The organism is Thalassovita sp. ABM4_323, assembly GCF_056158665.1.
This window is the reverse complement of the sequence record NZ_JBSWTS010000007.1, coordinates 315,303-339,683: the sequence shown is the minus strand read 5'-3', so window position 1 is coordinate 339,683 and position 24,381 is coordinate 315,303. Positions and strand designations below refer to the sequence as shown.

Below are 24,381 nucleotides of genomic sequence, written 5' to 3'. Positions count from 1 at the left end.
AAAAGTCGCCAAGAGATTTCTTGACATGTGACAGCCCGTTCGCAATCGTGAATTTACCAAATGGTAAAAAAGCAGCAAGAGGGCATCGCTCTCCAGCCAGGTTGGCCCTCTTGTCAGGATACAACAAGACGAGGGAAGACCAATGCCAGCGCCCGGTGAAAACCTGAAGATCAACGGCGACCGTTTGTGGGACAGCCTGATGGAGATGGCCAAGATCGGCCCGGGTGTCGCGGGGGGCAACAATCGCCAGACCGTGACGGACGAAGATGGCGAAGGGCGCACACTGTTCCAGAAATGGTGTCAGGAGGCAGGCTGCGAGATGGGTCTGGACCAGATGGGCAACATGTTCGCGATGCGTCCGGGCACTGACCCCGAGGCCTTGCCGGTCTATGTGGGCAGCCATCTGGACACGCAGCCGACGGGCGGCAAGTATGATGGCGTTCTGGGCGTTCTGTCCGCGCTGGAGCTGATCCGCACGCTGAATGATCTGGGGATCAAGACCAAGCACCCGATTGTTGCCACCAACTGGACCAACGAGGAAGGCACGCGGTTCGCTCCGGCGATGTTGGCCTCGGGGGTGTTTGCCGGGATTCACACGCAGGACTGGGCTTATGACCGAGAGGACGCCGAAGGGCTGAAATTCGGGGATGAACTGGCGCGGATCGGCTGGAAAGGCGAAGAAGAGGTTGGCGCGCGCAAGATGCATGCGTTCTTTGAGCTGCATATCGAACAGGGCCCCATCCTGGAGGCCGAGGGCAAGGATATCGGAGTCGTCACTCATGGGCAGGGGCTCAGCTGGACACAGGTGACGATCACCGGCAAGGACGCGCATACCGGGTCGACCCCGATGCCGATGCGCAAAAACGCCGGGCTGGGCATGGCCAAAGTGCTGGAGCTGGTCGACGAGATCGCCTGGTCGCATGCCCCCCACGCAGTGGGCGCCGCCGGGCATATCGACGTGTTTCCAAACTCGCGCAATGTGATCCCGGGCAAAGTGGTCTTTACCGTTGATTTTCGCTGTCCCGATCTGGCTGTGATCCAGGATATGGAGGCCCGCCTGAAAGCAGGGGCCACGAAAATTTGCGAAGACATGGGGCTGGGCGTAGAGTTTGAAAAGGTGGGTGGATTCGATCCGGTCACCTTTGACGAAGGCTGCGTGACGGCGGTGCGCTCGGCGGCAGAGCGCCTGGGCTATAGCCATCGGGATATTATCTCGGGCGCGGGGCATGACGCCTGCTGGATCAACCAGGTGGCGCCGACTGCGATGGTGATGTGCCCCTGTGTGGACGGGCTTAGCCACAACGAGGCCGAAGAGATTTCGAAGGACTGGGCGACAGCGGGGGCGGATGTGCTGCTGCATGCGGTCGTGGAAACGGCCCAGATCGTGGACTAACCCCCGGAGGGTTCAAAGTGGTGACAAAGGACGACGTCAAGGCCGCGGTTGCAAAAGCGATTGATGGGTTCGCGCCCGCCAATCGCATGGATGTGGCGACGCTTGAGGACTTCAAAAAAGCGGTAGTCGAGCCGCGCCTTGTCACCGTGAACTTCAGTGGCGGGATCACTCAGAAATGCTGGAACGTGACGCGGTCTAACGGGATGTACCGGGTCATTTTCCTGCCCACGGCGGGGTATTTTTCGCTGTGTGTGGAATCCGATTTTGGGCCGTTGGATATCGGGGTCCACGGTGATGCGATTGGGTGTTTCGGGTCCGTCTGACCCGCTGCGCCGACAGTAAAGACAGGGAGTAACGACATGACCAAGGTGATCAAGGGCGGGACCGTTTGCACCGCTGACCGGACATGGAAAGCCGACGTTCTGATCGAGGGCGAAAAGATCAAACAGATCGGCGAGGATCTGAAAGGTGACGAATATATTGATGCCGAAGGCGCCTATGTGATCCCCGGCGGCATCGACCCGCATACGCATCTGGAAATGCCCTTTATGGGGACAACGGCGGCGGAAACCTTTGAATCCGGCACATGGGCGGCGGCCGTGGGCGGCACCACGATGGTGGTGGATTTCTGCCTGCCGGGCGAGGATGGCAGCATCAAGAACGCGATCCACGAATGGCACCGCAAGTCGGCTCCGCAGATTTGCTCGGATGTGGGCTATCACATGGCGATCACCGGCTGGAACGAGCAGGTCTTCAACGAGATGAAAGACGCCGTCGATATGGGCGTGAACTCGTTCAAGCATTTCATGGCTTATAAGGGCGCGCTGATGGTCGAGGATGACGAGATGTTCGCCAGCTTCAAACGCTGTCGCGAGCTGGGCGCGCTGCCGATGGTCCATGCCGAAAACGGGGATCTGGTGGCGGACATGCAAGAGGAAATGCTGGCCAAGGGCATCACCGGCCCCGAAGGCCACGCCTATTCCCGCCCGCCGGAATTCGAAGGCGAGGCCGCCAACCGCGCCATTACCATCGCTGATGCCGCCGGGACGCCGCTCTATATCGTGCATGTCAGCTGTGAGCAGGCGCACGAGGCCATCCGCCGCGCCCGCCAAAACGGCATGCGCGTCTATGGCGAACCGCTGATCCAGTTCCTGACGCTGGACGAAAGCGAGTATTTCAAGGGCGACTGGATGCACTCGGCCCGCCGGGTGATGTCGCCACCCTTCCGCGATAAATCCCACCAGGACAGCCTGTGGGCCGGTCTGCAGGCGGGCAGCTTGCAAGTGGTCGCCACCGACCACGCGGCCTTTACCAGCGAACAGAAACTGATGGGCAAAGACAATTTCTGCCTGATCCCCAACGGCTCGAACGGGCTGGAGGAACGTCTGGCCGTACTGTGGACGCAAGGCGTGGAAACTGGCCGTCTGACCCCGAACGAATTCGTTGCTGCGACCTCGACCAATGTGGCGAAGATCCTGAATATCTATCCGCAAAAAGGCGCGATCGTCGAAGGTGCGGATGCCGATATCGTGGTTTGGGATCCCAAGATCAGCAAGACGATCAGCCAGGCCAACCACCACTCGGTGCTGGATTACAACGTGTTCGAAGGCTTCGATGTCACCGCTCAGGCGCGCTATACCCTGAACCGGGGCGAGGTCATCTGGGCCTGGGGGCAAAACAGCCAGCCGCAACCGGGCCGTGGCCGCTTCATCCCGCGCCCGGCGTTCAATTCGGCCAGTGTTGCCCTGTCCAAGTGGAAGGAGCTGACCAGCCCGAAAATGATCAAGCGAGACCCGATGAATATCCCGGCCGGGATTTAAGCGCATGACGAAGGTAGCACTGATCGTCGGCGGAGGTAGCGGCATGGGCGCAGATGCGGCCCGCCGTTTGCATGCTGACGGGTTCGACGTTGGTATCCTGTCCTCGTCCGGCAAGGGCGAGGCACTGGCCAAGGATCTGGGCGGATTGGGATTCACCGGGTCGAACCTCGTGCCCGAGGATCTGCAGCGCTTCGTCGATCTGGCGATGGATCGCTGGGGCCGCATTGATGTGGTTGTGAACTCGGCCGGGCATGGCCCCAAGGGAGACCTGCTGGAAATCACCGATGACGCATGGCACGAGGGTCTGAATATCTTCTTGATGAACGTGATCCGCATGTCGCGCCTGATCGCACCCATCATGGTGGCGCAAAAGGGCGGGACGATCATCAACATCTCGACCTTCGCAGCGTTTGAACCGCGCCTGACCTTTCCTGTATCCAACGTATTTCGCGCCGGCCTGGGCGCCTATTGCAAGCTGTTCTCGGACCGTTTCGGGGCCGACAACGTGCGCATGAATAACGTGCTGCCGGGTTTCATCGACAGCCTCCCGCAACCCCCCGAACGCACGGCGAATGTTCCGCTGGGCCGCATGGGCACAGTGGACGAAGTCTCGGCCACCATTGCCTTTTTGGCCTCGGACGGCGCCGCCTATATCACCGGGCAAAACATCCGCGTAGACGGAGGAGAAACGAGATCGGTATGACCGAGCAAACCGACCAAACTGTCATTTCGGCGAAAAATCTGAGCCTGACCTTCCAGACCAATGACGGCCCGGTGCACGCGCTGCGCGATGTGTCACTGGACATCCACAAGGGCGATTTCGTCAGCTTCATCGGCCCTTCGGGTTGTGGCAAAACGACGTTTTTGCGCGTGATGGCCGACCTGGAAACCCCGACCGAGGGCTCGATCACCGTGAACGGTGTCAGCCCCGAGGTAGCCCGCAAGGCCCGCGCCTATGGCTATGTGTTCCAGCACGCGGGCCTGTATCCTTGGCGCACGATCGGGGGCAATATCCGCCTGCCGCTGGAGATCATGGGCTATGACAAGGCCGATCAAGACAATCGTGTGAAAAGGGTGCTCGAGCTGGTCGAACTGGCTGGTTTTGAAAAGAAATTCCCCTGGCAGTTGTCGGGCGGCATGCAGCAACGCGCCTCGATCGCGCGGGCGCTGGCCTTTGACGCGGACATCCTGCTGATGGACGAACCCTTTGGTGCGCTGGACGAGATCGTACGCGATCACCTGAACGAACAGTTGTTGCAGCTCTGGTCACGGACCAACAAAACCATCGGGTTTGTCACCCATTCAATCCCCGAGGCGGTCTACCTGTCCACCAAGATCGTTGTCATGTCGCCGCGCCCTGGCCGGATCACCGATGTGATCGAAAGCACACTGCCACGCGAACGAAGGTTGGATATCCGCGATACACCCGAATTCCTGGAAATCGCTCATCGCGTCCGTGATGGCCTGCGCGCAGGACACGCCTATGATGACTGAGTCGATCCGCTTCCCTTCTGAGCCACGAGGGGCGCTTCCAAAAAGTCGCCCCTCGCGATCTCCCCGCGCTTGGGTTAAGGACGCGGGCCCCTTCTTCGCTCACGGCCATCGGCTCTCCAGCCTGTACCGTGAGGGTAGAAGACCACCAATTCCTTTCTTTGCTCTTAAAATACTCAGAAAACTGTGCGTTTGGCACAGTGGAGCAATTGAGTATTTGCGGAGCAAAGAAGCAGGGGGGGCGCTGGTATGAAGCAGGCGTTGCTTCCTGTTATTGTGGTCGTAGCGGCGATCTTGGCGCTTTGGTATGCATCGGCAGTCGTGTTGAACGCGCCTTGGGCCTATGATCAGGCAAAACGGGCCAAGGTCGAACTGTCGTTCAGTGAGCTGGTTGAGGAGACTTGGAGCCAGGATAAACCCAAGCTGCCAGCGCCTCATCAGGTTGGAATCGAGATCTGGAAGACCACGGTTGAGAAGAAAATCACCTCGAAACGGTCGCTGATTTATCATTCGGGGATCACGCTTAGCTCGACCATGCTGGGGTTTGTGTTGGGTACGGTGCTGGGCATCGGGCTGGCCGTGGGGATCGTCTATAACCGGGTGATGGATATGAGCGTGATGCCTTGGGTCATCGCCAGCCAGACTATTCCCATATTGGCGATTGCGCCGATGATCATCGTGGTACTGAACGCGATCGGTATCTCGGGGCTTTTGCCCAAGGCCATTATCTCAATGTATCTGTCGTTTTTCCCGGTCGTGGTGGGCATGGTCAAAGGGTTGCGCAGCCCCGGCGTGATGCAGCTGGATCAGATGAAAACCTGGAGCGCCAGCGGTGGGCAGGAATTCTGGAAGCTGCGGTTGCCAAGTTCGATGCCCTATCTGTTTGCCTCGCTAAAGATCGCGATGGCGGCGTCTTTGGTGGGGGCCATTGTGGGTGAGCTGCCCACGGGTGCTGTGGCCGGATTGGGGGCGCGCCTGTTGGCCGGGTCCTACTATGGGCAGACCATTCAGATCTGGAGCGCGCTGATCATGGCCGCGGCGCTGGCGGCCTGTCTGGTGGCGATCATTGGAGTGATCCAGCGTGTGACGTTGAAGCGGATGGGGATGGCGTGATGGGCTGGATTGTCTTTGGAGTGATCGCCTGGGCCGCCGGTTGGGGGCTGAACATCTGGTTGTCACGCCTTCCCCGCGGCCGGGCCACATCGTTGGCGGTGCCGATCATTTTCGGCGTGACCATCATCCTGATCTGGGAATCGGTGGTGCGTGGTTTCGGCATCTCTCCGGTGCTGTTGCCCGCGCCGAGTGCGATTGCGGTACGCTTTGCGGCCTCGACCGGCATCCTGTGGGAGGACTTCGTTCAGACCGTGCTGAAAGGCGCGCTGAGCGGGTATATCATCGGCTGTAGCGCGGCCTTTGTCATGGCGGTGATCGTGGATCGGTTCCCCTTCCTGCAGCGCGGGCTGTTGCCAGTGGGCAATTTCGTGGCCGCGCTGCCCATCATCGGGATGGCGCCCATTCTGGTGATGTGGTTCGGCTTTGATTGGCAGTCCAAGGCGGCGGTGGTCGTGGTGATGGTGTTTTTCCCGATGCTGGTGAACACGGTCGAGGGGCTGCAGGACACGGACAACATGCAGCGTGATTTGATGCGGACGTATGCGTCTGGCTATTGGACAACGCTGCTGAAGCTGCGCCTGCCGGCTGCGATGCCGTTCATTTTCAACGGGCTGAAAATTGCCACGACCCTGGCGCTGATCGGGGCGATCGTGGCTGAATTCTTCGGGTCTCCGATCAAGGGGATGGGATTTCGGATTTCCACAAGTGTGGGGCAACTGGCGCTGGATCTGGTCTGGGCCGAGATCGTCGTCGCCGCCGTCGTGGGATCCGCATTTTACGGCGGGGTCGCGCTGTTGGAAAAAGCAGTGACCTTTTGGCACCCGTCACAGAGAGGCTGAGCAAACCAAATTAACGAATAATCAAACTAGGAGTGTATGAAATGAAAACCATGGTGAAAACGCTGGGCGTAGCGGCCCTGACTGTTTGGGGCGGGATGGCTCAGGCAGCAGACGAGGTGACGTTGCAGCTGAAATGGGTCACGCAGGCTCAGTTCGCGGGCTATTACGTGGCGCTGGATAAGGGCTTTTACAAAGAGGAAGGCCTGGACGTCACGATCAAACCCGGTGGGCCCGATATCGCGCCAGTTCAGGTTCTGCTTGGGGGCGGAGCGGATGTGATGGTTGACTGGATGCCGTCGGCTCTGGCCGCGCGTGAAAAAGGCGCGCCAATCGTGAATATCGCGCAACCTTTTGCCTCGTCGGGATTGATGCTGACCTGTCTGAAAGAGCACGGGATCTCGTCTCCGGCTGACTTCCCCGGCCATACTTTGGGAACCTGGTTCTTCGGGAACGAAATCCCGCTGTACACCTGGATGGGCAAACTGGGCATTCCGACGGATGGCTCCGAAGGTGGTGTGACGATCCAAAAGATTAACTTCAATGTTGATCCTCTGCTGCAAAAGCAAGTCGAGTGCGCAACCACGATGACCTATAATGAGTATTGGCAAGTGATCGACGCGGGGCTGACGCCAGACGATCTTGTGGTCTTCAAATACGAGGACGAGGGCATTTCGACGCTCGAAGATGGCCTGTACACAACCGAAGAAAAATTGGCCGATCCTGCCGAAGTCGACAAGCTGGCGCGTTTTGTGAAAGCGTCGCTGAAGGGCTGGAAATATGCCGAGGAAAACCCCGATGAGGCGGCCGATATCGTGTTGGAAAATGATGAAAGCGGTGCCCAGACCGAAAAGCACCAACGCCGCATGATGGGTGAAATCGCCAAACTGACCGCGGGTTCAAACGGGGCGCTGGACCCGGCTGCCTACGAACGTACCGTTGGAATTGTGATGGATGGGGGCGTGATCACCCAAGCGCCCGAAGGGGCCTGGACCCACATGATCACGGATAAGGCACTGAACTGATTTCCGCTCTGAATACCTTGGGAAAGGCCGGCCCGGTGGGCTGGCCTTTTCGCGTTATTTGGGGTTGTTTTGGCTGACCTTCTGCAGCAGCGAAACCAGCGTCTCGCGCTCGTCCTGGGTCAGGCCGTGGGTGATTTCATCCTGTACGTTTGCTGCGACCTGTTCGATCTGAGACAGCACTTCGGACCCCGAATCAGTTAACGTCAGCACCCGCGCCCGCCGATCTTTGGGGGAAACGGTGCGCTGAACGAATTTTTTTTCCACCAATCTATCGACCACGCCGCCCATGGTTGCCCTGTCACAGGCCACCCAGGCCGCAACCGAGGCCTGATCGGCCCCCGGGTTCAATTTGATGGCAGACATGGCTGCAAACTGAAATGGTGTAATATCAATGCCTTCACGGGTCATATGTTCATGAAACAACGCGGTGGAAGCTTGGTGAGCACGTCTGATCAAGTGCCCCGGCATATCGTGATATTTGGACATTTTTTCTCTGGTTTTTCAATATAACCGACCATATGGTCAGCTTTATCAGTGTCTAGCGTTGTTTTCAATTCCATGCTACCCGATTGACATGATCCATAACGATATGAATACATATCTAATAAGCAACAACACAAATCCTAGGGAGGAGGAGCCGTGTTGAGTTACTTGGCCATTGATCACATGAAAGCGCAAGCGTCCCTTGGGGCGTTTGAGTCGGGTTGTCGCATTTGAGCCGCGTCCCCCGAATGATCTTCCGTTTCGAATCTTGATGGAGACCCGACGCCTATGCGTTTTCTAGGATATTTCCGCAGCTCGTCCGCCTATCGGTGCCGGATCGCCTTCAACCTGAAAGGGCTGGAGTATGATTTCGAGAGCGTGCATCTGAAGCACGGAGAGCAAAAGTCACCGGAATTCGCGGCTGTGAACCCGCAGAAACTGGTGCCCGCGCTGATCACCGATGAGGGTGATGAACTGACGCAATCCCTGGCCATTATCGAATGGCTGGACGAAACCTATCCTGCGCCCGCGCTTTTGCCTCAGGACCCGATTTTGCGTGCCAAGGTGCGCGCGTTTAGCCAGGTGATCGCCTGCGAGATCCATCCGCTGCAGAATCTGCGTGTGCTGCAGTATCTGCGAAACGACCTGTCGCAGGACGAAGAGGCCGTGAACGCATGGCTGGCCCGCTGGTTGAGCGACGGATTGCAGGCCTGCGAGGACATCCTGGCCAAAAGCAACACCGGTACGCCCTACTGTTTCGGAGAAACACCCAGCCTCGCGGATATCTGCCTGGTGCCGCAGGTGTTCTCGGCCCAGCGTTTCAACGTTGATATTTCGCAGATGCCGAATATCAACAGAATTTACGAACAATGTCAGCTTCTTAGTGCCTTTTCGGACGCGCATCCGAAGAACCAGCCTGATTTTGAAGTTTGACATCTCAGCTGCACGGAGGAAAGTATCGCAGTGATGGGAAGTGCAATGACAGAAGCCTCGCAAGAATGGGTCTATGGCCCGTGGTGCGACTCTGATTTGTGCTCCGCGCCCTGTCCTGATCCGACCTTTGCAGCCAACGAATAACGTGTCCATGTGGGCACGTTTGGGCCGGTTCTCGGCCAAACCTGATCTTAACCACGGGAGGTAAGACCATATGAAACTTTTCACCAAAGCACTGCGCACCGCAGCTGCTGCCGCCATTCTGGCCGGTAGCACCTCGGCAGCCTTCGCTCAGGATGTGACGCTGAAACTGCACCAGTTTCTGCCCGCACAGGCCAACGTACCGCGCCTGATCCTGGACGTCTGGGCTGACAAGGTTGAAGCCGAGTCGGAAGGCCGGATCAAAATCGAGCGCTATCCCTCGATGCAGCTGGGCGGCAAACCCCCTCACCTGATCGGTCAGCTGGAAGACGGTATCGCTGACATCGTCTGGACCGTTGCGGGCTATACCCCTGGCCGTTTCCCGCAAGGCGAAGCGTTCGAGCTGCCCTTCATGATGACCAACGCCGAAGCCGCCAGCCGCGCATATTACGAGTATGCCGAAGCCAACATGCTGGACAAGGAATACGCGCCCTTCAAAGTCATCGGTCTGTGGGTGCACGGCCCGGGTCTGATCCACTCGAAAAAGCCGATCACGTCGCCAGCTGAGCTGAACGGTGTGAAACTGCGCGCCCCGACCCGCGTGACCAACAAGTTCTTCACCGAACTGGGGGCCACCCCCGTTGGTATGCCGGTTCCCGCCGTACCCGAAGCCCTGTCCAAAGGCGTGATCGACGCCACCGTTATTCCGTGGGAAGTCACCGGCGCACTGAAAGTGCCTGAGCTGGTCAGCAACCACACCGAATTCGGTGACGCATCGCTGTACACCACCACCTTCATCTTCGCGATGAACCGTGACAAGTACGAAGCCATGCCCGACGATCTGAAAGCCGTCATCGACGCCAACTCGGGCGCCGACGTTTCGGCCTGGGCCGGTAAGCTGATGCAGGAATCGGACGCTCCGGCACGTGCCAAGGCTGTCGACAACGGCAACACCATCCATACCCTGACCCCCGAGCAGGTTCAGGTCTGGCGTGACGCCGCAGCCAGCCAAGAGGCTGACTGGGTCGCCGAAATGGATAGCAAAGGCTATGACGGTCAGGCTCTGCTGGATCAGGCGAAATCCCTGATTGCCAAACACAGCAACTAAGGGGCACCCTCCTTAATATCATTGGCTGCCACGGCAAGCGAAATCTTGCCGTGGTTCGCCTCACCCTCTCTAGTCAAGGACGAGGACCTTCATGCAACAGTTCATGAACAAACTTGCCCGATACATGGCGATCACCGGCGGGGTCATTCTGACCTTTCTTGTGCTTTTGACCTGTGTGTCGGTGTTGGGCCGGACGTTGAACACTCTGTTCCACTCGGGCTTTGCCCAAGCCATCCTGGGTGACTTTGCGCAGACCATTCTGGACACGGGCGTGGGTCCCGTTCTGGGCGACTTCGAAATCGTCGAAGCCGGTATCGCATTCGCCATCTTCTCATTTATTCCGCTGTGTCAAATCACCGGCGGCCACGCATCGGTGGACATTTTCACCTCGGCCCTGCCAGTGCGTGTGAACCGCTTTATCCAGATGATCGTCGAGATCCTGTTTGCGGTCGTGCTGATCCTGATTGCCTGGCGCTTGTACGAGGGCATGAACTCGAAAATGCGCTACCAGGAAACCACCTTCCTGCTGCAATTCCCGATCTGGTGGGCCTATGCCGCCAGCCTCGTCGCCGGCTGCGTTTCAGCCATTGTCAGCGTCTACGTTGCTGTCGTTCGGATTGCTGAATTCTTCCAGAACAAGACCATCATCCACGCCGGTGGAGGAGCAGAGCATTGACCAATCTTGAAATCGGACTGACGTCCTTTCCCCTGCTGTTGTTGATGATTTTCGTGCGGGTGCCGATTGGCCTTGCGATGTTCCTTGCTGGCCTGATCGGTCTGTACTTCATCAACGGGGGCTGGAACGTCGCCTTCGCCAAGCTGAAGACCGAGACCTATTCGACCTTCTCCAGCTATTCGCTGTCCATCGTGCCGATGTTTATCCTGATGGGTCATTTCGCGACCCTGGGCGGGATGAGCCAAGCGCTGTTTAAGGCGGCTAAATCTTTCCTGGGGCACCGCCGTGGTGGTGTTGCCATGGCGGCCGTTGGGGCGTGTGCGGGCTTTGGCTCGATCTGTGGATCGTCGCTGGCCACCGCCGCCACCATGAGCCAGGTCGCCCTGCCGGAACTGAAACGCTATGGCTATTCGGGTGGTTTCTCGACCGCGACGCTGGCTGCTGGCGGTACGTTGGGCATCCTGATCCCGCCGTCGGTGATCCTGGTGATTTACGCCATCCTGACCGAGCAGAACATCGCCAAGCTGTTCCTGGCCGCGTTCATTCCCGGCATTCTGGCTGCGATCGGCTATATGATCACGATCTCGATCTATGTGCGTATCCACCCGGATGCCGCAGGTGTGCGTCAGCCACAGCCGATGTCCGAGCGTTTCCGCGCGCTGGCGGATGTCTGGCCCGTGCTGATCGTGTTCATCGCTGTTGTCGGCGGTATCTACCTGGGTATCTTCACCCCGACCGAAGGCGCTGCTGTTGGTGCACTGGGCACCGGCCTGATCGCGCTGATCAACGGGGGTCTGACCAAATCGACGATGGTCGAAAGCTTCATCGCCACCGCGCGCGGCACGGCCATGATCTTCTTCATCGTTCTGGGTGCCGGGTTCTATAACGGCTTCCTGGCCCAAAGCCAGGTGCCCCAAGCCCTGTCCGAATGGGTGGTTGGCCTGGGTCTGAGCCCATGGGTGATTCTGACCGTGATCCTGGCGTTGTATCTGGTGTTTGGCTGCGTCATGGATTCGCTGTCGATGATCCTGCTGACCATCCCGATCTTTTTCCCGATCATTTCGAACCTCGAGTTTGGCATGACCAGCGAAGAGGTCGCCATCTGGTTCGGTATCATCGTTCTGATCGTGGTGGAGGTCGGTCTGATCACACCACCGGTGGGGATGAACCTGTTCGTCATCAACTCGATGGATCGCAAGACCCCGATGATCGAAACCTACAAGGCCGTTATGTACTTTGTAGGATCGGACATCGCGCGTGTGATCCTGCTGGTTCTGTTCCCGGGTATCACCCTGTTCCTTGTGCGCCTGCTGCACTGAACGTGGCCTTGATCAGATGAGAAAAATCAACACCCCGGCGTATGGTACGCCGGGGTGTTTTGTTTCAGGTCCAGCCCGACTGTGCACCTGCAGCGAAGGATTTTCTGGACTCTAAGTCCGAATATAGTTATGACGCATAGCTAATAGCGGAGATAACAATGACAAGCACTGAAATCATCAACGTCGAAATGCAAGACAACATCGCCGTCGTGACCATGAACCGTCCCGGCAAACGCAACGCGATGAATGACGAGCTGTTGGCGGCCCTGGACGACTTCTTTTCCAACCCTCCGGCAGAAGCCAAGGTTGTCGTGCTGACCGGCATCGACGGTCACTATTGCTCGGGTCTGGACCTGAGCGAGCACGTCGCCCGTGACGCCGAAGGCACCATGCGCCATTCGCGCAACTGGCACGGCGTGATGGACAAGATCCAGTACTCGGGCCTGCCGGTCGTGTCGGCCATGTTCGGCGCCGTCATCGGTGGTGGCCTGGAACTGGCGACCTCAACTCATGTGCGGATCGCTGAGCCTTCGACCATCTTCCAGCTGCCCGAAGGTCGCCGCGGCATCTATGTTGGTGGTGGGGCCTCGGTGCGCGTTGGTCGCATCCTGGGTGCGGATCGCATGACCGAGATGATGCTGACCGGCCGCAAGTACAACGCGGACGAAGGCCTGGACCTGGGTCTGGCGCATTACTCGGTGGGTGAAGGCGAAGCCCTGGCTCTGGCCATGGAACTGGCGCGCAAGATCGCCAAGAACGCCGGCCTGTCCAACTATGTCATGATCCACGCTCTGGCCCGGATCGAGGACATGTCCAAGCAGGACGGTCTGTTCGCCGAAAGCCTGTGTGCCGCGCTGACCCAAACCAGCTCGGACGCCGAAGAGGGCCTGCGCGCCTTCCTCGAAAAGCGCGCACCCACGTTCCGGTGATCGCTCATGGTTCGTAAGCCCGCAGCAAAATCCGCCAAGAAACCTGAGGCATCGAACGGTCCGCTGGACCGCCACCTGCGCTCGTATACTGGGTATAATGTCAAGCGTGCCTCGAACATCATGCAATCCAACGCGGCGCGGACTCTGGACGAGTTCGGGCTGCGCATCACCACGTTTTCCGCGCTGTGCGTGATCGTGGACAACCCCGATGTCACCCAGTCGCAACTGGCCGCCGCCCTGAACATGGAGCGGTCAAACACCGTGTTGATCATCGACTCGCTGGAGCAGGCCAATCTGATCGGCCGCTTCCGTGTGCCGACGGATCGCCGGTCGTATGCGCTGCGGGCGACATTAGCAGGAATTAAACGGCGCGATGCCGCCTCGCGTGCTTTGACCGAGGCCGAGGAGGATCGGCTGGCTCGTCTGAACCCGGATGAGCGCGCGCAATTGATTGAACTACTGGGCCGTATCGACCCCCTGGATTGAGGAGATCCACCTGATGACCGATCAGTTTACCGTCCCTCAGGACGTGAGCACCGAAACGCGCGAGGACGGCACCCTGGTGCTGCGCTCGGCTTACCCCTTGGGGGATGTGGTCAACACCACCGGTGAATGGCTGCATGAATGGGCCGAAAAGTCCCCGGACGCTGTGTTTATCGCAGAACGTGATGGCGATGGCTGGCGCGAAGTCACCTATAAGGACACGTTGAACATCGTGCGCAATCTGGGCGCCTGGCTGCTGTCCAACGGCTATGACAAGAAAGGCCCGGTCGTTGTGATGTCCGGAAACTCGGTCGATCACGCGATGCTGGCTTTGGCCACGCAGTATATCGGCATGGCCAGCGTGCCCGTGGCCGAGCAATACTCGTTGATCCCCGGTGCCCATGACCGCTTGCTTTATGTGATCGAAAAAGTCCGCCCCGGCCTGCTGTTCGTTGATGACGCCAAACGCTATGGCGATGCCATCGCGATGGAGGCCCTGGCTGACTATGACGTGCTGGCCAGCAGCACCGAAGGTGCACCCCGCGACGTGATCGCAATGGCTGACGCGCTGAAGGGTGGCGATGCAGATGTTGACGCGGCCCATGCTGCGGTGACGCCTGAAACCGTTGCCAAAATCCTGTTCACCTCGGGGTCGACCTCGAACCCCAAGGGTGTTCTGACCACGCATAAAATGATGTGTGTGAACCAGGCTCAGCTTGCAGGGGTCTTCCCCGGTCTGAAGGCCAAGCCGCCGAAGATCCTGGACTGGCTGCCCTGGAACCACGTGTTTGGCGGGTCGCATAACTTCAACATGATGCTGTCCAACGGTGGTTCGATCTATCTGGACGATGGCAAACCGACCGACAAGCTGTTCCCGCGCACGCTGGAAAATCTGAAGATGCACACCGGCACGCTGGGCTTTAACGTCCCCGTCGGGTTTGCCCGTCAGGTCGAAGCGCTGAAAGCTGACGCTGATCTGCGGAAAGACTTCTTCACCGGGTTGGATTTCACTTTCTATGCCGGTGCCTCGCTGCCGCAGGAAACCTGGCAAGCCCTGGAAGAAATGGCCGAAGAAGTCACCGGCAATGTACCCTTGATGGTGTCCAGCTGGGGCATGACCGAAACCGCCCCGGCGACGCTGGTGGTGCATGAAAAGGTCGCGCGCTCGGGCATCATCGGTGTTCCGGTTCCGGGTGCCGAAATCAAGCTGATCCCCGAGGATGATGGCCGCTACGAGCTGCGCTGCAAGGGCCCCAACATCATGACCGGCTATTTCGAGGACCCCGAGAAAACCGCCGAGAGCTTTGATGACGAAGGCTTCCTGATCACGGGTGACGCGGTGAAATTCGTGGACCCCGATGACTATGATCGCGGGCTCAGCTTTGATGGGCGTCTGTCCGAAGATTTCAAACTGACCTCGGGCACCTGGGTGCGTGCAGCGGCGCTGCGTGGCCAGCTGATGTCGGCCCTGGATGGTCTGGTCAGCGACCTGGTGATCACCGGGCAGGACCGTGGCTCGATCGGGGTGCTGTTGTTCCCCGCCGAACCGCAGAACGGCAAACCCGGCGAGATTATCACCGATGCGGAAATGGTCGAAGCCGTTCGCGCCCGTCTGGCCGATCTGGCCAAAGACGCCACCGGCAGCTCGACCCGTGTGGGTGCCGCGCTGATCCTGGCCGAGCCCCCCTCGCTGGCCGATCACGAAGTTACCGCCAAAGGCAACCTGAACGTCCGCAAGGTGCTGGCCCGCCGCGCCGCGCTGGAGGCCCGCATCTATGACGACGCCGACGCCGACGTGATCCGCGTCTGAGCAATAGATTGATGCCGGTGGCAAGACCACGTGCCCCCGGCGTCGCGACTGTGAAAGGACCATAGCAATGGTTGATATTACCAAAGTCCGCGCGCTGGACTTCCACACCCACGCCGAAGAACCCTGCGGCTGTCACGCTGATGATGGCTATGATGATCTGCAAACCACGATGGCCAAGTATTTTGGCGCACCGTGGACCCACCCGCCGACCATCGAACAGACCGCCGCCCACTACCGCGAACAGAACATCGCCGCGGTGATCTTCCCTGTCGATGCCGAGCGCGAGACCGGCTATCGCCGCTATAAGAACGAAGAAGTGGCCGAGCTGGCCGCCGAAAACGATGATGTTCTGATCCCGTTTGCTTCGATCGACCCGTGGAAGGGTAAAATGGCCGCCCGCGAAGCGCGCCGCCTTATCAACGATTTCGGCATCAAAGGCTTCAAGTTCCACCCGACCATGCAGGGCTTCTATCCCAACGACCGCATGGCCTATGAACTGTACGAAGTGATCGCTGAAAACGGTGGTATCGCGCTGTTCCACACGGGCCAGACCGGTGTTGGCTCGGGCATGCGTGGCGGCAACGGCATGCGCCTGAAATACTCGAACCCGATGTATATGGATGATGTGGCGGTGGACTTCCCCGACATGAAAATCATCCTGGCGCACCCCTCGTTCCCCTGGCAGGAAGAGGCGCTTTCGGTCGCGACCCACAAGCCTAACGTTTACATCGATCTGTCCGGCTGGTCGCCTAAGTACTTCCCCGAAATCCTGGTGCGCTACTGCAATGGCCTGCTGAAGAAGAAGGTCCTGTTCGGTTCGGATTGGCCGATGATCACCCCAGACCGCTGGCTGTCCGATTTCGAAAAAATCGCCATCAAGGACCACCTGCGCGAAGACATCATCAAGAACAACGGTGCCCGCTTGCTGGGCCTGATGGACTAAGCTTGTTGACTGTCTGAAATCTCTCACCTTGCCCCGGTTTTCGGGGCAGGGACGCTCCCCTCATGCCCCTCAATGCCCACGGAAAGGTCGCCCCATGAAACCCTTTGCCGCCCCCGTCGATGACATTCTCTTTACGCTGGACCAAGTCGGAGGTGCCGCGTCGCTGGATGAATGGGACGCCGATCTGATGCGCGAAATCACCCAGGCCTTTGCCGCCTTCGCCGAGGGCGAGATCGCCCCTCTGGACGAAATCGGCGACACCCAAGGCTGCAAGTTGGTCGATGGCCGCGTGCTGATGCCCGAAGGCTATAAAGAGCTGTACGCAGCCTATGCCGAACAGGGCTGGCCGTCGCTGACCATCCCCGAAGAATATGATGGCCAGGGTCTGGGCGGTGTCGCCTTGGCCGCCGTGTCCGAGATTTTCTCGGGTGCGAACCACTCGTTGCAGATGGTGACCGGTCTGGTCCCCGGTGCCGTGCGCACCCTGCTGGACTATGGCACCGACGAACAGAAATCGGCCTATATCCCGCGCATGGCCTCGGGCGAGTGGCTGTCGACCATGTGCCTGACTGAACCCGGTGCCGGCTCGGATCTGGGCCGTATCCGCACCCGTGCGGTGCAGGACGGTGATGCCTGGAAAATCAACGGCGAGAAGATCTTTATCTCGGGCGGTGATCAGGACATGACCGACGAGATTTTCCACCTGGTTCTGGCTCGTACCGGCGATTCCGACAGCGGCGTCAAAGGTCTGTCGCTGTTTATCTGTCTGTCGAACCAGCCCGATGGCACCCGCAACCCGATCACCATCACCCGGATCGAAGAAAAGATGGGCCTGCATGCCTCGCCCACGTGCCAGATGGCGTTTGACGATGCCCCGGCCGAGCTGATCGGCAAAGAGGGCGAAGGCCTGAAGGCGATGTTCACCATGATGAACCACGCCCGGATCGACGTGGCGCTGCAAGGCGTCGCCCATGCCACCCGCGCCCATGACATCGCCGCCGCCTATTGCGCCGAGCGGACTCAGGGTCGGGGCGCCGATGGTCAGCCGGTGACGCTGGATTATCACGCGGACATCAAGAACATGCTGGGCGAAATGCGTGCTCTGGCCTTGCTGGGCCGCGCCATCAGCCACGTTGCGATTGTCGAGCTGGAAAAAGAAGAAGACCCGATGCTGGTCGAATTCCTGACCCCGATTGCCAAACACTTCTGCACCGAAAGCGCCTCGCGCGCGGCAGATCTGGGTATCCAATGTCTGGGTGGCTATGGCTATCTGCAAGAATACCGGATCGAGCAGGTCTGGCGCGACGCCCGTATCTGCCGCATCTACGAGGGTGCCAGCGGCATCCACGCGCTGACCCTGGCGACCCGTCTGTTGCAAGGCCGCGCGGCCGAAGCCGCCGATCGCTTTGCCGCCTTCACCGGCGCCAACGCCCCGGCCGAGGCTGTCGCCGAATGGACCAAAGCCCGCGAGGCCATGGCCTCGGCGGCCGATCCTTCGGCCAAGGCGGCTGATTTCATGGCGATCTCGGAATGGTTGCTGGTGCGCGCCCTGGCACCGCGCTTTGACACCCACGAGGCCGCGCCCGAAATCGCAACCTACCTGAAGCGCAGCGAACACATGGGCGCGGTTCTGTCAGCCCGTATCTGCGAAGCCTGATTTCGACGAACCCGAATAGACAAAGGCCACCCTCGGGTGGCCTTTTTCGGCTCTTCAGCTCAACGCAAAGAAGCGTACTGACCTCACCTTTTGACCTAGGTCAAAGTTCTCGTGCAAGACATATGCAATTTCGGGCATTCATCACCGGATTTGCACCGCAGGAAGGGCAACACATGACAGACACGGCGCACACGGGCGAGGGCAACCGGCTGGAACATTACCCGGTCACGTTTTTCGCTACGATCATGGGGATGACCGGGCTGTCTCTGGCGCTGCATGCGGCCGAGCTCAGCTGGGGCGCACCCAGCCTTGCATCGACAGTGATCTACTATGTCGCGCTGGGGATGCTTGTGTTGGTGTCGCTGGGCTATACTCTAAAAGCCATCAAGTACCCGGCGGCCGTTTCGGGCGAATGGCACCACCCGGTGCGCATCGCATTCTTCCCCGCCATTTCGATCTCATTATTGTTGCTTGCGACCGCCAGCCTTAGCCACATACCCGCGATTGCCGAACCGATGTGGCTGGCCGGTATGCTGCTGCAAGGCGGTCTGACGATTGCCGTCGTATCGGCCTGGATCGGCGCGCGCTCTTTCCAAACCGGTCATCTGAACCCAGCCTGGTTTATCCCGGCAGTGGGCAACGTCATCGTACCGCTTGCCGGTGTACAACTGGGATATACCGAGATCAGCTGGTACTTCATGTCCGTCGGGTTGATCTTCTGGGTCGTGCTGATGACTCTGGTCATGAACCGCCTGATCTTCCACGATCCTTTGCCCGGAAAACTGCAACCCACCCTGGTCATCCTGATCGCCCCGCCCGCCGTGGGCATGGTCGCCTGGCTCCGGCTGGTGGGTGATGTGGACAGCCTTGCGCGCATTTTGCTGAACGGAGCCTACCTGTTCACCCTGGTCGTCGCGGTGCAGCTGCCTCGGATCGTCAAACTGCCCTTCGCCATGAGCTTCTGGGCGCTCAGCTTTCCGGTCGCTGCGGTGACGATCGCCAGCCTCCAATACGCCATGAAAACCAACAGCATGGCCCACCAATATATCGGCACCGCCCTGCTGGCCGTTCTGATCGTGATCATCGCCGCACTGTTCCTGCGCACCCTCAGGGCCATGGCCGCCGGCCAGGTCTGCGTCCCGGAATAAGCCTTTCTTTGCTCTTCAAAATACTCGCGCCGCAGGCGCAAAAAAACGGCCCCCATGCAGGGGGCCGTCCCTTATTCTGACGATGCTCAGCTTAGCCCAGCAAGCGGCGGGCGATCACCTGCGCTTGGATTTCAGCAGCGCCCTCAAAGATATTCAGGATGCGGGCGTCGCATAGGATGCGGCTGATCTTGTATTCCAGCGCAAAGCCGTTGCCACCATGGATCTGCAGCCCGTTATCGGCCGAGGCCCAGGCCACGCGGGCGCCCAGCAGCTTGGCCATGCCGGCCTCCAGGTCACAGCGCTTGTCATGGTCTTTCTGCCATGCCGAGTAGTAGGTCAGCTGACGCGCCACCATGATCTCGACCGCCATCATCGCCAGCTTGTCCGACACACGCGGGAAGTTGATCAGCGATTTGCCGAACTGCTTGCGTTCTTCAGCGTATTGGATTGCTACGTCCAGTGCGGATTGGGCCACACCGATGGCGCGCGCTGCGGTCTGGATACGGGCTGCTTCGAAGGTTTTCATCAGCTGTTTAAAGCCCTGACCCTCGACGCCGCCCAGCAGGTTGGTGCCCTTGACGTGGAAATTGTCAAAGCCCAGCTCGTATTCCTTCATACCGCGATAGCCCAGCACCTCGATCTCGCCGCCGGTCATGCCTTCGGTGGGGAAGGGATTTTCGTCGGTGCCGGGGATTTTCTCGGCCAGGAACATGGACAGACCTTTGTGGTCGGTCGTGTTCGGATCGGTCCGCGCCAGCAGGGTCATCACATGAGTCCGCGCAGCGTGGGTGATCCAGGTCTTGTTGCCGGTCACGCGGTAATCATCGCCCTCTTTGACTGCACGCGTGCGCAGGCTGCCCAGGTCGGAACCGGTGTTGGGTTCAGTGAAAACGGCCGTGGGCAGGATTTCCGCGGCGGCCAGTTTGGGCAGCCAGTATTCTTTCTGCGCGTCCGTGCCGCCACCTTCGATCAGTTCGGCCGCGATTTCCGAACGGGTCCCCAGCGAACCCACACCGATATAGCCGCGCGACAGTTCTTCGGACACCACGACCATCGAGGCTTTGGACAGGCCGAACCCGCCGTATTCCTCGGGGATGGTCAGGCCAAAGACGCCCATTTCGGCCAGCTCTTCGATGACTTCCATCGGGATCAGCTCGTCGTTCAGGTGCCATTCATGGGCAAAGGGTTCGACCTTTTCCAAGGCATAGCGACGGAACTGTTCGCGGATCATCTCCAGCTCGTCTTCCAGGCCGGTCGCGCCCACGGTGATGTTTGCCGACTGTTCCTGCATCAGCTCGACCAGGCGTTTGCGCGCAGCGGGCGAGTTCGCCGATTGGGTCAGCGTCATCACGGCCGGTTCCATCAGCGCGCGCATTTCATCCTGTGTCAGGCCCATGTCTTGCAGGCGGATGATTTCGCCTTGGCTCATCGGGATGCCACCGTAGATCTGCCACAGGTATTCCCCAAAGGCGATCTGGTGGATCAGTTGCTCGATCTCGCCAAACTTGCCTTCGCCTTGCAGACGCTCGGCCCAGGCCTGCATCTGGCGCAGCGATTCCACATACGTGGCCAGCCAGGCCAGCCCGTGGGCGGCTGTCTGGTTTTCCTCAAGCAGCTTGCCCGAGATACGGTCGCCGTCCGTCAGCAAAGCGCGCAGTTTGGTCGTCGCTGTGTCCAGCACGGTTTCCGCCGGAGCAATCGACGCTGCGGTCAGCGCCATCAGGTCGGGGAGAATGATCGTTTTCGTCATATCAAGGTCCTGTCCGTCATGAGCCATGATTCACATCCTATCTTTTGTCCGCACCGTCCTAGCTATTTTGCAGGTGCAGCGCAACAAAAATACGTTTGAATATAGACTAATGTTCAAAAGTTGCGCGCAAAAATACTGCGATGCAGCGCTAGTGAACTCTGCTACAGCTTTGTCATGGAATATATTTTAGGTGAATTGACGCTTGCGACCATGGGCCTGTGCCTGATGGTCGCGCTGGTGGCCGGAATTATCAAAGGCATGGTCGGATTTGCCATGCCAATGGTCATGATCTCGGGGCTCAGCAGCATTGTGGGGGCGGAATGGGCCTTGGCGGGGCTGATTTTGCCGACGGTTGCCACGAATTTGTGGCAAGCGCTGAGACAAGGGTGGCGCCATGCCTGGGCGTCGACCAAACGCTTCCGGGTGTTCTTGCTGGTCGGAGGCGTGGCGCTGATCCTAAGCGCGCAGCTGGTCACGATCCTGCCGGCGTCATTACTGTTGCTGCTGATCGGTTGCCCGATCGTACTGTTTGCACTGATTCAGTTGTTCGGGATATCGTTGCGTTTGCCCGAAGGCGGGTCAACACGGGCGGAGGCCGGTGTCGGAGCCTTCGCCGGAATGGTTGGCGGTGTGTCCGGCATCTGGGGGCCTCCGACGGTTATGTATCTGACGGCGATCAACACCCCAAAACAAGACCAGATCCGCATTCAGGGCGTCATCTATGGCTTGGGCGCCGTCGCTCTGTTGGGGGCGCATATCGGGTCGGGGGTTGTCCGGGCCGAAACGGTGCCGTTCTCGCTGGCCTTGTTGCCGCCAGCACTGATCGGGGCGGCGATCGGGTTTCGCATCCAGGACAAAATAGACCAGGCCGCCTTTCGCAAGGCGACCTTGGTGGTTCTCTTGGTGGCAGGAGCCAATCTGATCCGCAAAGGGCTGATCGGGTGAGTGAGGCCCGCAAGTCAGACCCTTTGATCGGCCTCAGGCAGCGGGCTTGTAGTTCGCCACGGCATCAATGAACGAGCGGATCTGGCTTTTCAGACGCTCGTCCGTGATTTTCGAGATGACACTCGCGATACGTGCGGTCTCTTCGTCGATCACGGGGCCGTCATCGTTCTGACCTTCGTCCAAACCGTCAAAGAAATAGGACGGCGGCACATCCAGAATGCGCGAAATTTCGAACAGCTTGCTGGCCGAGATCCGGTTGCGACCCAACTCGTATTTCTGGACTTGCTGAAACGAGATATCCAGACCGTTGGCCACATCTGTTTGAGTGAGCCCACGCAGCACGCGCAGATTTTTCAGTTTTTTACCGACATGTTCGTCTACAGGGTGTGACATTTTCTTATTCCACTATCTATTGTCACATTCTTTTCTATCGAAACGTCCTGTGCGATCAATCTGTTACAAATTACAACTTAAGGTGTGCGTATTTACCCTTGATGGATGATTTATGTACCATACTGTGGCAGGGTGCTGATGAAAGCCCCTGTTTGTGTGGGGATAGGCTTTGCAGGCAGTGAAATACTGTCATAACTTGAATACGTTACCAGTGTGGGAGTGTGGGTAGCATGGGTAAAAATCCCAGTTCAGGATTGTTGTTCGAGCTGCTCAGGTCGTTTGTGACGCTGGCCCATTCGTTGAATCTGTCTCACGCGGTGCGCGAATTAAACTCGACCCGACAGACCGTTCGGCGCCATATTAATACGTTAGAAGAGATTAAAGGCGCGCCTCTGTTCCATGTCGAAGATCGTCAATACCGGCTGAGCGAGGCCGGCCGCCGGTCGTTGCGCGAAGCCGAGGATATCCTGGCCCGTGGCGAGGCCTGGCTGAATGACGAAGCGGGACATATCGAGGGCCTGTTTCATCTGGCCCGGCGCGATGAGGAAACGAATTGGGAATTCTACCTGCAACAACATCCGATCACCTCGGTGTGGTCTGGTCCCTCGGCCTTGCTAAGGCGCGGCATCAAATGCTGGGCCGAGGCGGGCGGCGCACTAGAGGCCGACGCCATGTTGCCCATCCGACCCTATCTGATGGTATTCCGTCGCTTCGAAGAAGACTGGGTCTGTACCGAGGTCGGCAGCAACTCATCCTATGCCACCTGGTACGGCTGGGCCTGGGAACGCAGCGCCGTCGGGCGCAGTGCGCCAGGGTTGCCCGGTGGCAAAGCCTTCGCCCATTTGCTGTCTCAGCCTTTTGAAGAGGTCCGCGCAACCCACGGGTTGCGCTATGATCATGTGCATACGCAAATGGCCCGCGGCGAGGCCGGGCAGATGGAGCCGATCAGTTTCAAGCGTCTTCTGATGGGGGGCACATATGCGGATGGCAGCTTTGCTTTGCTATCCTTGGTGGAACGCACCTACGACCTGCAAATTGCTGGCGTTTCAGACGAAATGATACGTTCCATGCCCGCCGAGGAGGTCATGAACGTGTCAGACCCGGCTTTGCCGCTGGAATAACAAGGAAAAGACATTTCTCTCCTGTTTGGTCATCCTGTTGGGGCACACAACCAAAAGGAGAGATTCGATGACAATTAGTGATGTATTTGACGGTGCTCGGATGCTGACCGAAACAGTTTCGACGCTTCAGTCGAACCAGGTTTTTGTAACGGTCGGGGACGATTTTGACGAATATGCGCGTATTGTAAAAGAGGGCCGTCCCGAGCAGCCGCTTGGCCCGCCCTTTGATCCTGAAAAGCAATTTTTGCCAACTTCTAGAGGCATTTGGGTGGTTGGGCACAACCCGCAAGGCCAGCTGGTCCATACCCAGGCGATGCGCTTGTTGGACCTATGTGATCAAACGTTGGCGCGTTACATGACCTCGCGCTATGGCGAGTTCCCGCCCGGTGGCGTGGGCATTGATATGGACGGATCCTGGTTCCGCGCGGGGCCCGGTGCCAAGCGAATCACAGGGCGCGCGTGCTACCACGGAGAAATGTGGCTAAAGGATGACGCGGCCTATCGGGGACGTGGATTGATTGATCATTTGGCACGTTTCGCGTTTCTGACCGCCTTGTTGCACTGGCAGCCCGACTTCGTATTTGGCTTTATCGTGCGGACCGTCGCGCGGCGCGGTTTGGCCGAGCGCGAGGGCTATATGCATTCGGATCCGTACTGCCTGAGCTGGAAGATTGATGGTCGGAACGAGCCGCTGGATTGCAACATGGTCTGGATGGAAATCGATGATATCCGCCACGTGATGCATGTGCCTCTGGAGCACAAAGTTCCGGTCGCTGCCTGACGTATTGGCCGGGTGGGGCCAAAACGGGGGATGATCGCAAAAGAAACGCCCCGGCGCTTGGGCCGGGGCGTTCTATTCAGTGA

At 58.9% G+C, this 24,381-nt stretch carries 24 protein-coding genes; 21 read left to right on the top strand and 3 right to left on the bottom strand.

Going from position 1 to position 24,381, the window contains the following annotated elements; genetic code table 11:
• The first annotated feature begins 142 nt into the window (after positions 1-142).
• The 8 genes from ACXADQ_RS04015 (at position 143) to ACXADQ_RS03980 (ending at position 7,678) form a co-directional block, all read left to right on the top strand.
• Positions 143-1,393, top strand: coding sequence for a Zn-dependent hydrolase (locus ACXADQ_RS04015; RefSeq protein WP_475315801.1), 1,251 nt, complete (start codon positions 143-145; stop codon positions 1,391-1,393).
• 20 nt (positions 1,394-1,413) lie between these two features.
• A complete protein-coding gene (locus tag ACXADQ_RS04010) occupies positions 1,414-1,716 on the top strand; it encodes a hypothetical protein (RefSeq protein ID WP_475315800.1) in 303 nt (100 codons plus the stop codon).
• Positions 1,717-1,752: 36 nt separating this feature from the next.
• The gene (gene hydA, locus ACXADQ_RS04005) at positions 1,753-3,213 is read left to right on the top strand and encodes a dihydropyrimidinase (RefSeq protein ID WP_475315799.1); all 1,461 of its coding nucleotides are present in this window, start codon (positions 1,753-1,755) and stop codon (positions 3,211-3,213) included.
• A 4-nt stretch (positions 3,214-3,217) separates the two neighbouring features.
• A complete protein-coding gene (locus ACXADQ_RS04000) occupies positions 3,218-3,916 on the top strand; it encodes an SDR family oxidoreductase (protein ID WP_475315798.1) in 699 nt (232 codons plus the stop codon).
• A complete protein-coding gene (locus tag ACXADQ_RS03995) occupies positions 3,913-4,707 on the top strand; it encodes an ABC transporter ATP-binding protein (RefSeq protein ID WP_475315797.1) in 795 nt (264 codons plus the stop codon). The genes ACXADQ_RS04000 and ACXADQ_RS03995 overlap by 4 nt, the downstream gene beginning before the upstream one ends.
• 246 nt (positions 4,708-4,953) lie before the next feature.
• The gene (locus ACXADQ_RS03990; RefSeq protein ID WP_475315796.1) at positions 4,954-5,817 is read left to right on the top strand and encodes an ABC transporter permease; all 864 of its coding nucleotides are present in this window, start codon (positions 4,954-4,956) and stop codon (positions 5,815-5,817) included.
• Entirely contained in the window at positions 5,817-6,656 is an 840-nt protein-coding gene (locus ACXADQ_RS03985) for an ABC transporter permease (protein WP_475315795.1), read from the top strand. The genes ACXADQ_RS03990 and ACXADQ_RS03985 overlap by 1 nt, the downstream gene beginning before the upstream one ends.
• A gap of 50 nt (positions 6,657-6,706) precedes the next feature.
• A complete protein-coding gene (locus tag ACXADQ_RS03980; RefSeq protein ID WP_475326030.1) occupies positions 6,707-7,678 on the top strand; it encodes an ABC transporter substrate-binding protein in 972 nt (323 codons plus the stop codon).
• 54 nt (positions 7,679-7,732) lie between these two features.
• Here the strand turns inward: ACXADQ_RS03980 and ACXADQ_RS03975 are convergent, their stop codons facing one another.
• Positions 7,733-8,086 carry a MarR family winged helix-turn-helix transcriptional regulator gene (locus ACXADQ_RS03975; protein WP_475326029.1) on the bottom strand — a complete coding sequence of 118 codons (354 nt, stop codon included), beginning with the start codon at positions 8,084-8,086 and terminating at the stop codon, positions 7,733-7,735.
• A 363-nt stretch (positions 8,087-8,449) separates the two neighbouring features.
• Between ACXADQ_RS03975 and maiA the strand changes: the two genes are divergently transcribed.
• The 10 genes from maiA to ACXADQ_RS03925 all read left to right on the top strand — a co-directional run bounded on the left by maiA (position 8,450) and on the right by ACXADQ_RS03925 (position 19,308).
• On the top strand, positions 8,450-9,094 hold the full coding sequence (gene maiA, locus ACXADQ_RS03970) for a maleylacetoacetate isomerase (protein ID WP_475315794.1): 645 nt from the start codon (positions 8,450-8,452) through the stop codon (positions 9,092-9,094).
• Between the two features lie 214 nt (positions 9,095-9,308).
• Complete coding sequence (locus ACXADQ_RS03965; protein ID WP_475315793.1) at positions 9,309-10,343, top strand: TRAP transporter substrate-binding protein; 1,035 nt, start codon at positions 9,309-9,311, stop codon at positions 10,341-10,343.
• Between the two features lie 91 nt (positions 10,344-10,434).
• Positions 10,435-11,019 (top strand): TRAP transporter small permease, encoded by a 585-nt coding sequence (locus ACXADQ_RS03960; protein ID WP_475315792.1) that lies wholly within the window; start codon positions 10,435-10,437, stop codon positions 11,017-11,019.
• Positions 11,016-12,338: a TRAP transporter large permease gene (locus ACXADQ_RS03955; RefSeq protein WP_475315791.1), complete on the top strand. Its 1,323-nt coding sequence runs from the start codon at positions 11,016-11,018 to the stop codon at positions 12,336-12,338. Before ACXADQ_RS03960 ends, ACXADQ_RS03955 begins: the two co-directional genes overlap by 4 nt.
• Positions 12,339-12,496: 158 nt before the next feature.
• The gene (locus ACXADQ_RS03950) at positions 12,497-13,267 is read left to right on the top strand and encodes a crotonase/enoyl-CoA hydratase family protein (RefSeq protein WP_475315790.1); all 771 of its coding nucleotides are present in this window, start codon (positions 12,497-12,499) and stop codon (positions 13,265-13,267) included.
• Positions 13,268-13,273: 6 nt separating this feature from the next.
• The gene (locus tag ACXADQ_RS03945; protein WP_475315789.1) at positions 13,274-13,753 is read left to right on the top strand and encodes a MarR family winged helix-turn-helix transcriptional regulator; all 480 of its coding nucleotides are present in this window, start codon (positions 13,274-13,276) and stop codon (positions 13,751-13,753) included.
• A gap of 13 nt (positions 13,754-13,766) precedes the next feature.
• Complete coding sequence (locus ACXADQ_RS03940; protein ID WP_475315788.1) at positions 13,767-15,560, top strand: feruloyl-CoA synthase; 1,794 nt, start codon at positions 13,767-13,769, stop codon at positions 15,558-15,560.
• Positions 15,561-15,627: 67 nt separating this feature from the next.
• A complete protein-coding gene (locus ACXADQ_RS03935; RefSeq protein WP_475315787.1) occupies positions 15,628-16,503 on the top strand; it encodes an amidohydrolase family protein in 876 nt (291 codons plus the stop codon).
• 94 nt (positions 16,504-16,597) lie between these two features.
• The gene (locus ACXADQ_RS03930; RefSeq protein ID WP_475315786.1) at positions 16,598-18,160 is read left to right on the top strand and encodes an acyl-CoA dehydrogenase family protein; all 1,563 of its coding nucleotides are present in this window, start codon (positions 16,598-16,600) and stop codon (positions 18,158-18,160) included.
• 173 nt (positions 18,161-18,333) lie between these two features.
• A complete protein-coding gene (locus ACXADQ_RS03925; protein ID WP_475315785.1) occupies positions 18,334-19,308 on the top strand; it encodes an SLAC1 anion channel family protein in 975 nt (324 codons plus the stop codon).
• Positions 19,309-19,399: 91 nt separating this feature from the next.
• On the opposite strand, the gene ACXADQ_RS03920 is transcribed toward ACXADQ_RS03925, so the two are convergent.
• Positions 19,400-21,085, bottom strand: coding sequence for an acyl-CoA dehydrogenase family protein (locus ACXADQ_RS03920; RefSeq protein WP_475315784.1), 1,686 nt, complete (start codon positions 21,083-21,085; stop codon positions 19,400-19,402).
• Positions 21,086-21,232: 147 nt separating this feature from the next.
• Here ACXADQ_RS03920 and ACXADQ_RS03915 point away from each other — a divergent pair, with 147 nt between their 5' ends.
• Positions 21,233-22,003 (top strand): sulfite exporter TauE/SafE family protein, encoded by a 771-nt coding sequence (locus ACXADQ_RS03915; protein ID WP_475315783.1) that lies wholly within the window; start codon positions 21,233-21,235, stop codon positions 22,001-22,003.
• Between the two features lie 33 nt (positions 22,004-22,036).
• Here the strand turns inward: ACXADQ_RS03915 and ACXADQ_RS03910 are convergent, their stop codons facing one another.
• Complete coding sequence (locus tag ACXADQ_RS03910) at positions 22,037-22,396, bottom strand: helix-turn-helix domain-containing protein (RefSeq protein WP_475315782.1); 360 nt, start codon at positions 22,394-22,396, stop codon at positions 22,037-22,039.
• Between the two features lie 230 nt (positions 22,397-22,626).
• On the opposite strand from ACXADQ_RS03910, the gene ACXADQ_RS03905 reads away from it, so the two are divergent.
• A complete protein-coding gene (locus tag ACXADQ_RS03905; RefSeq protein WP_475315781.1) occupies positions 22,627-23,517 on the top strand; it encodes a LysR family transcriptional regulator in 891 nt (296 codons plus the stop codon).
• 67 nt (positions 23,518-23,584) lie between these two features.
• On the top strand, positions 23,585-24,298 hold the full coding sequence (locus ACXADQ_RS03900) for a hypothetical protein (RefSeq protein WP_475315780.1): 714 nt from the start codon (positions 23,585-23,587) through the stop codon (positions 24,296-24,298).
• The last annotated feature ends 83 nt before the right edge of the window (positions 24,299-24,381 follow it).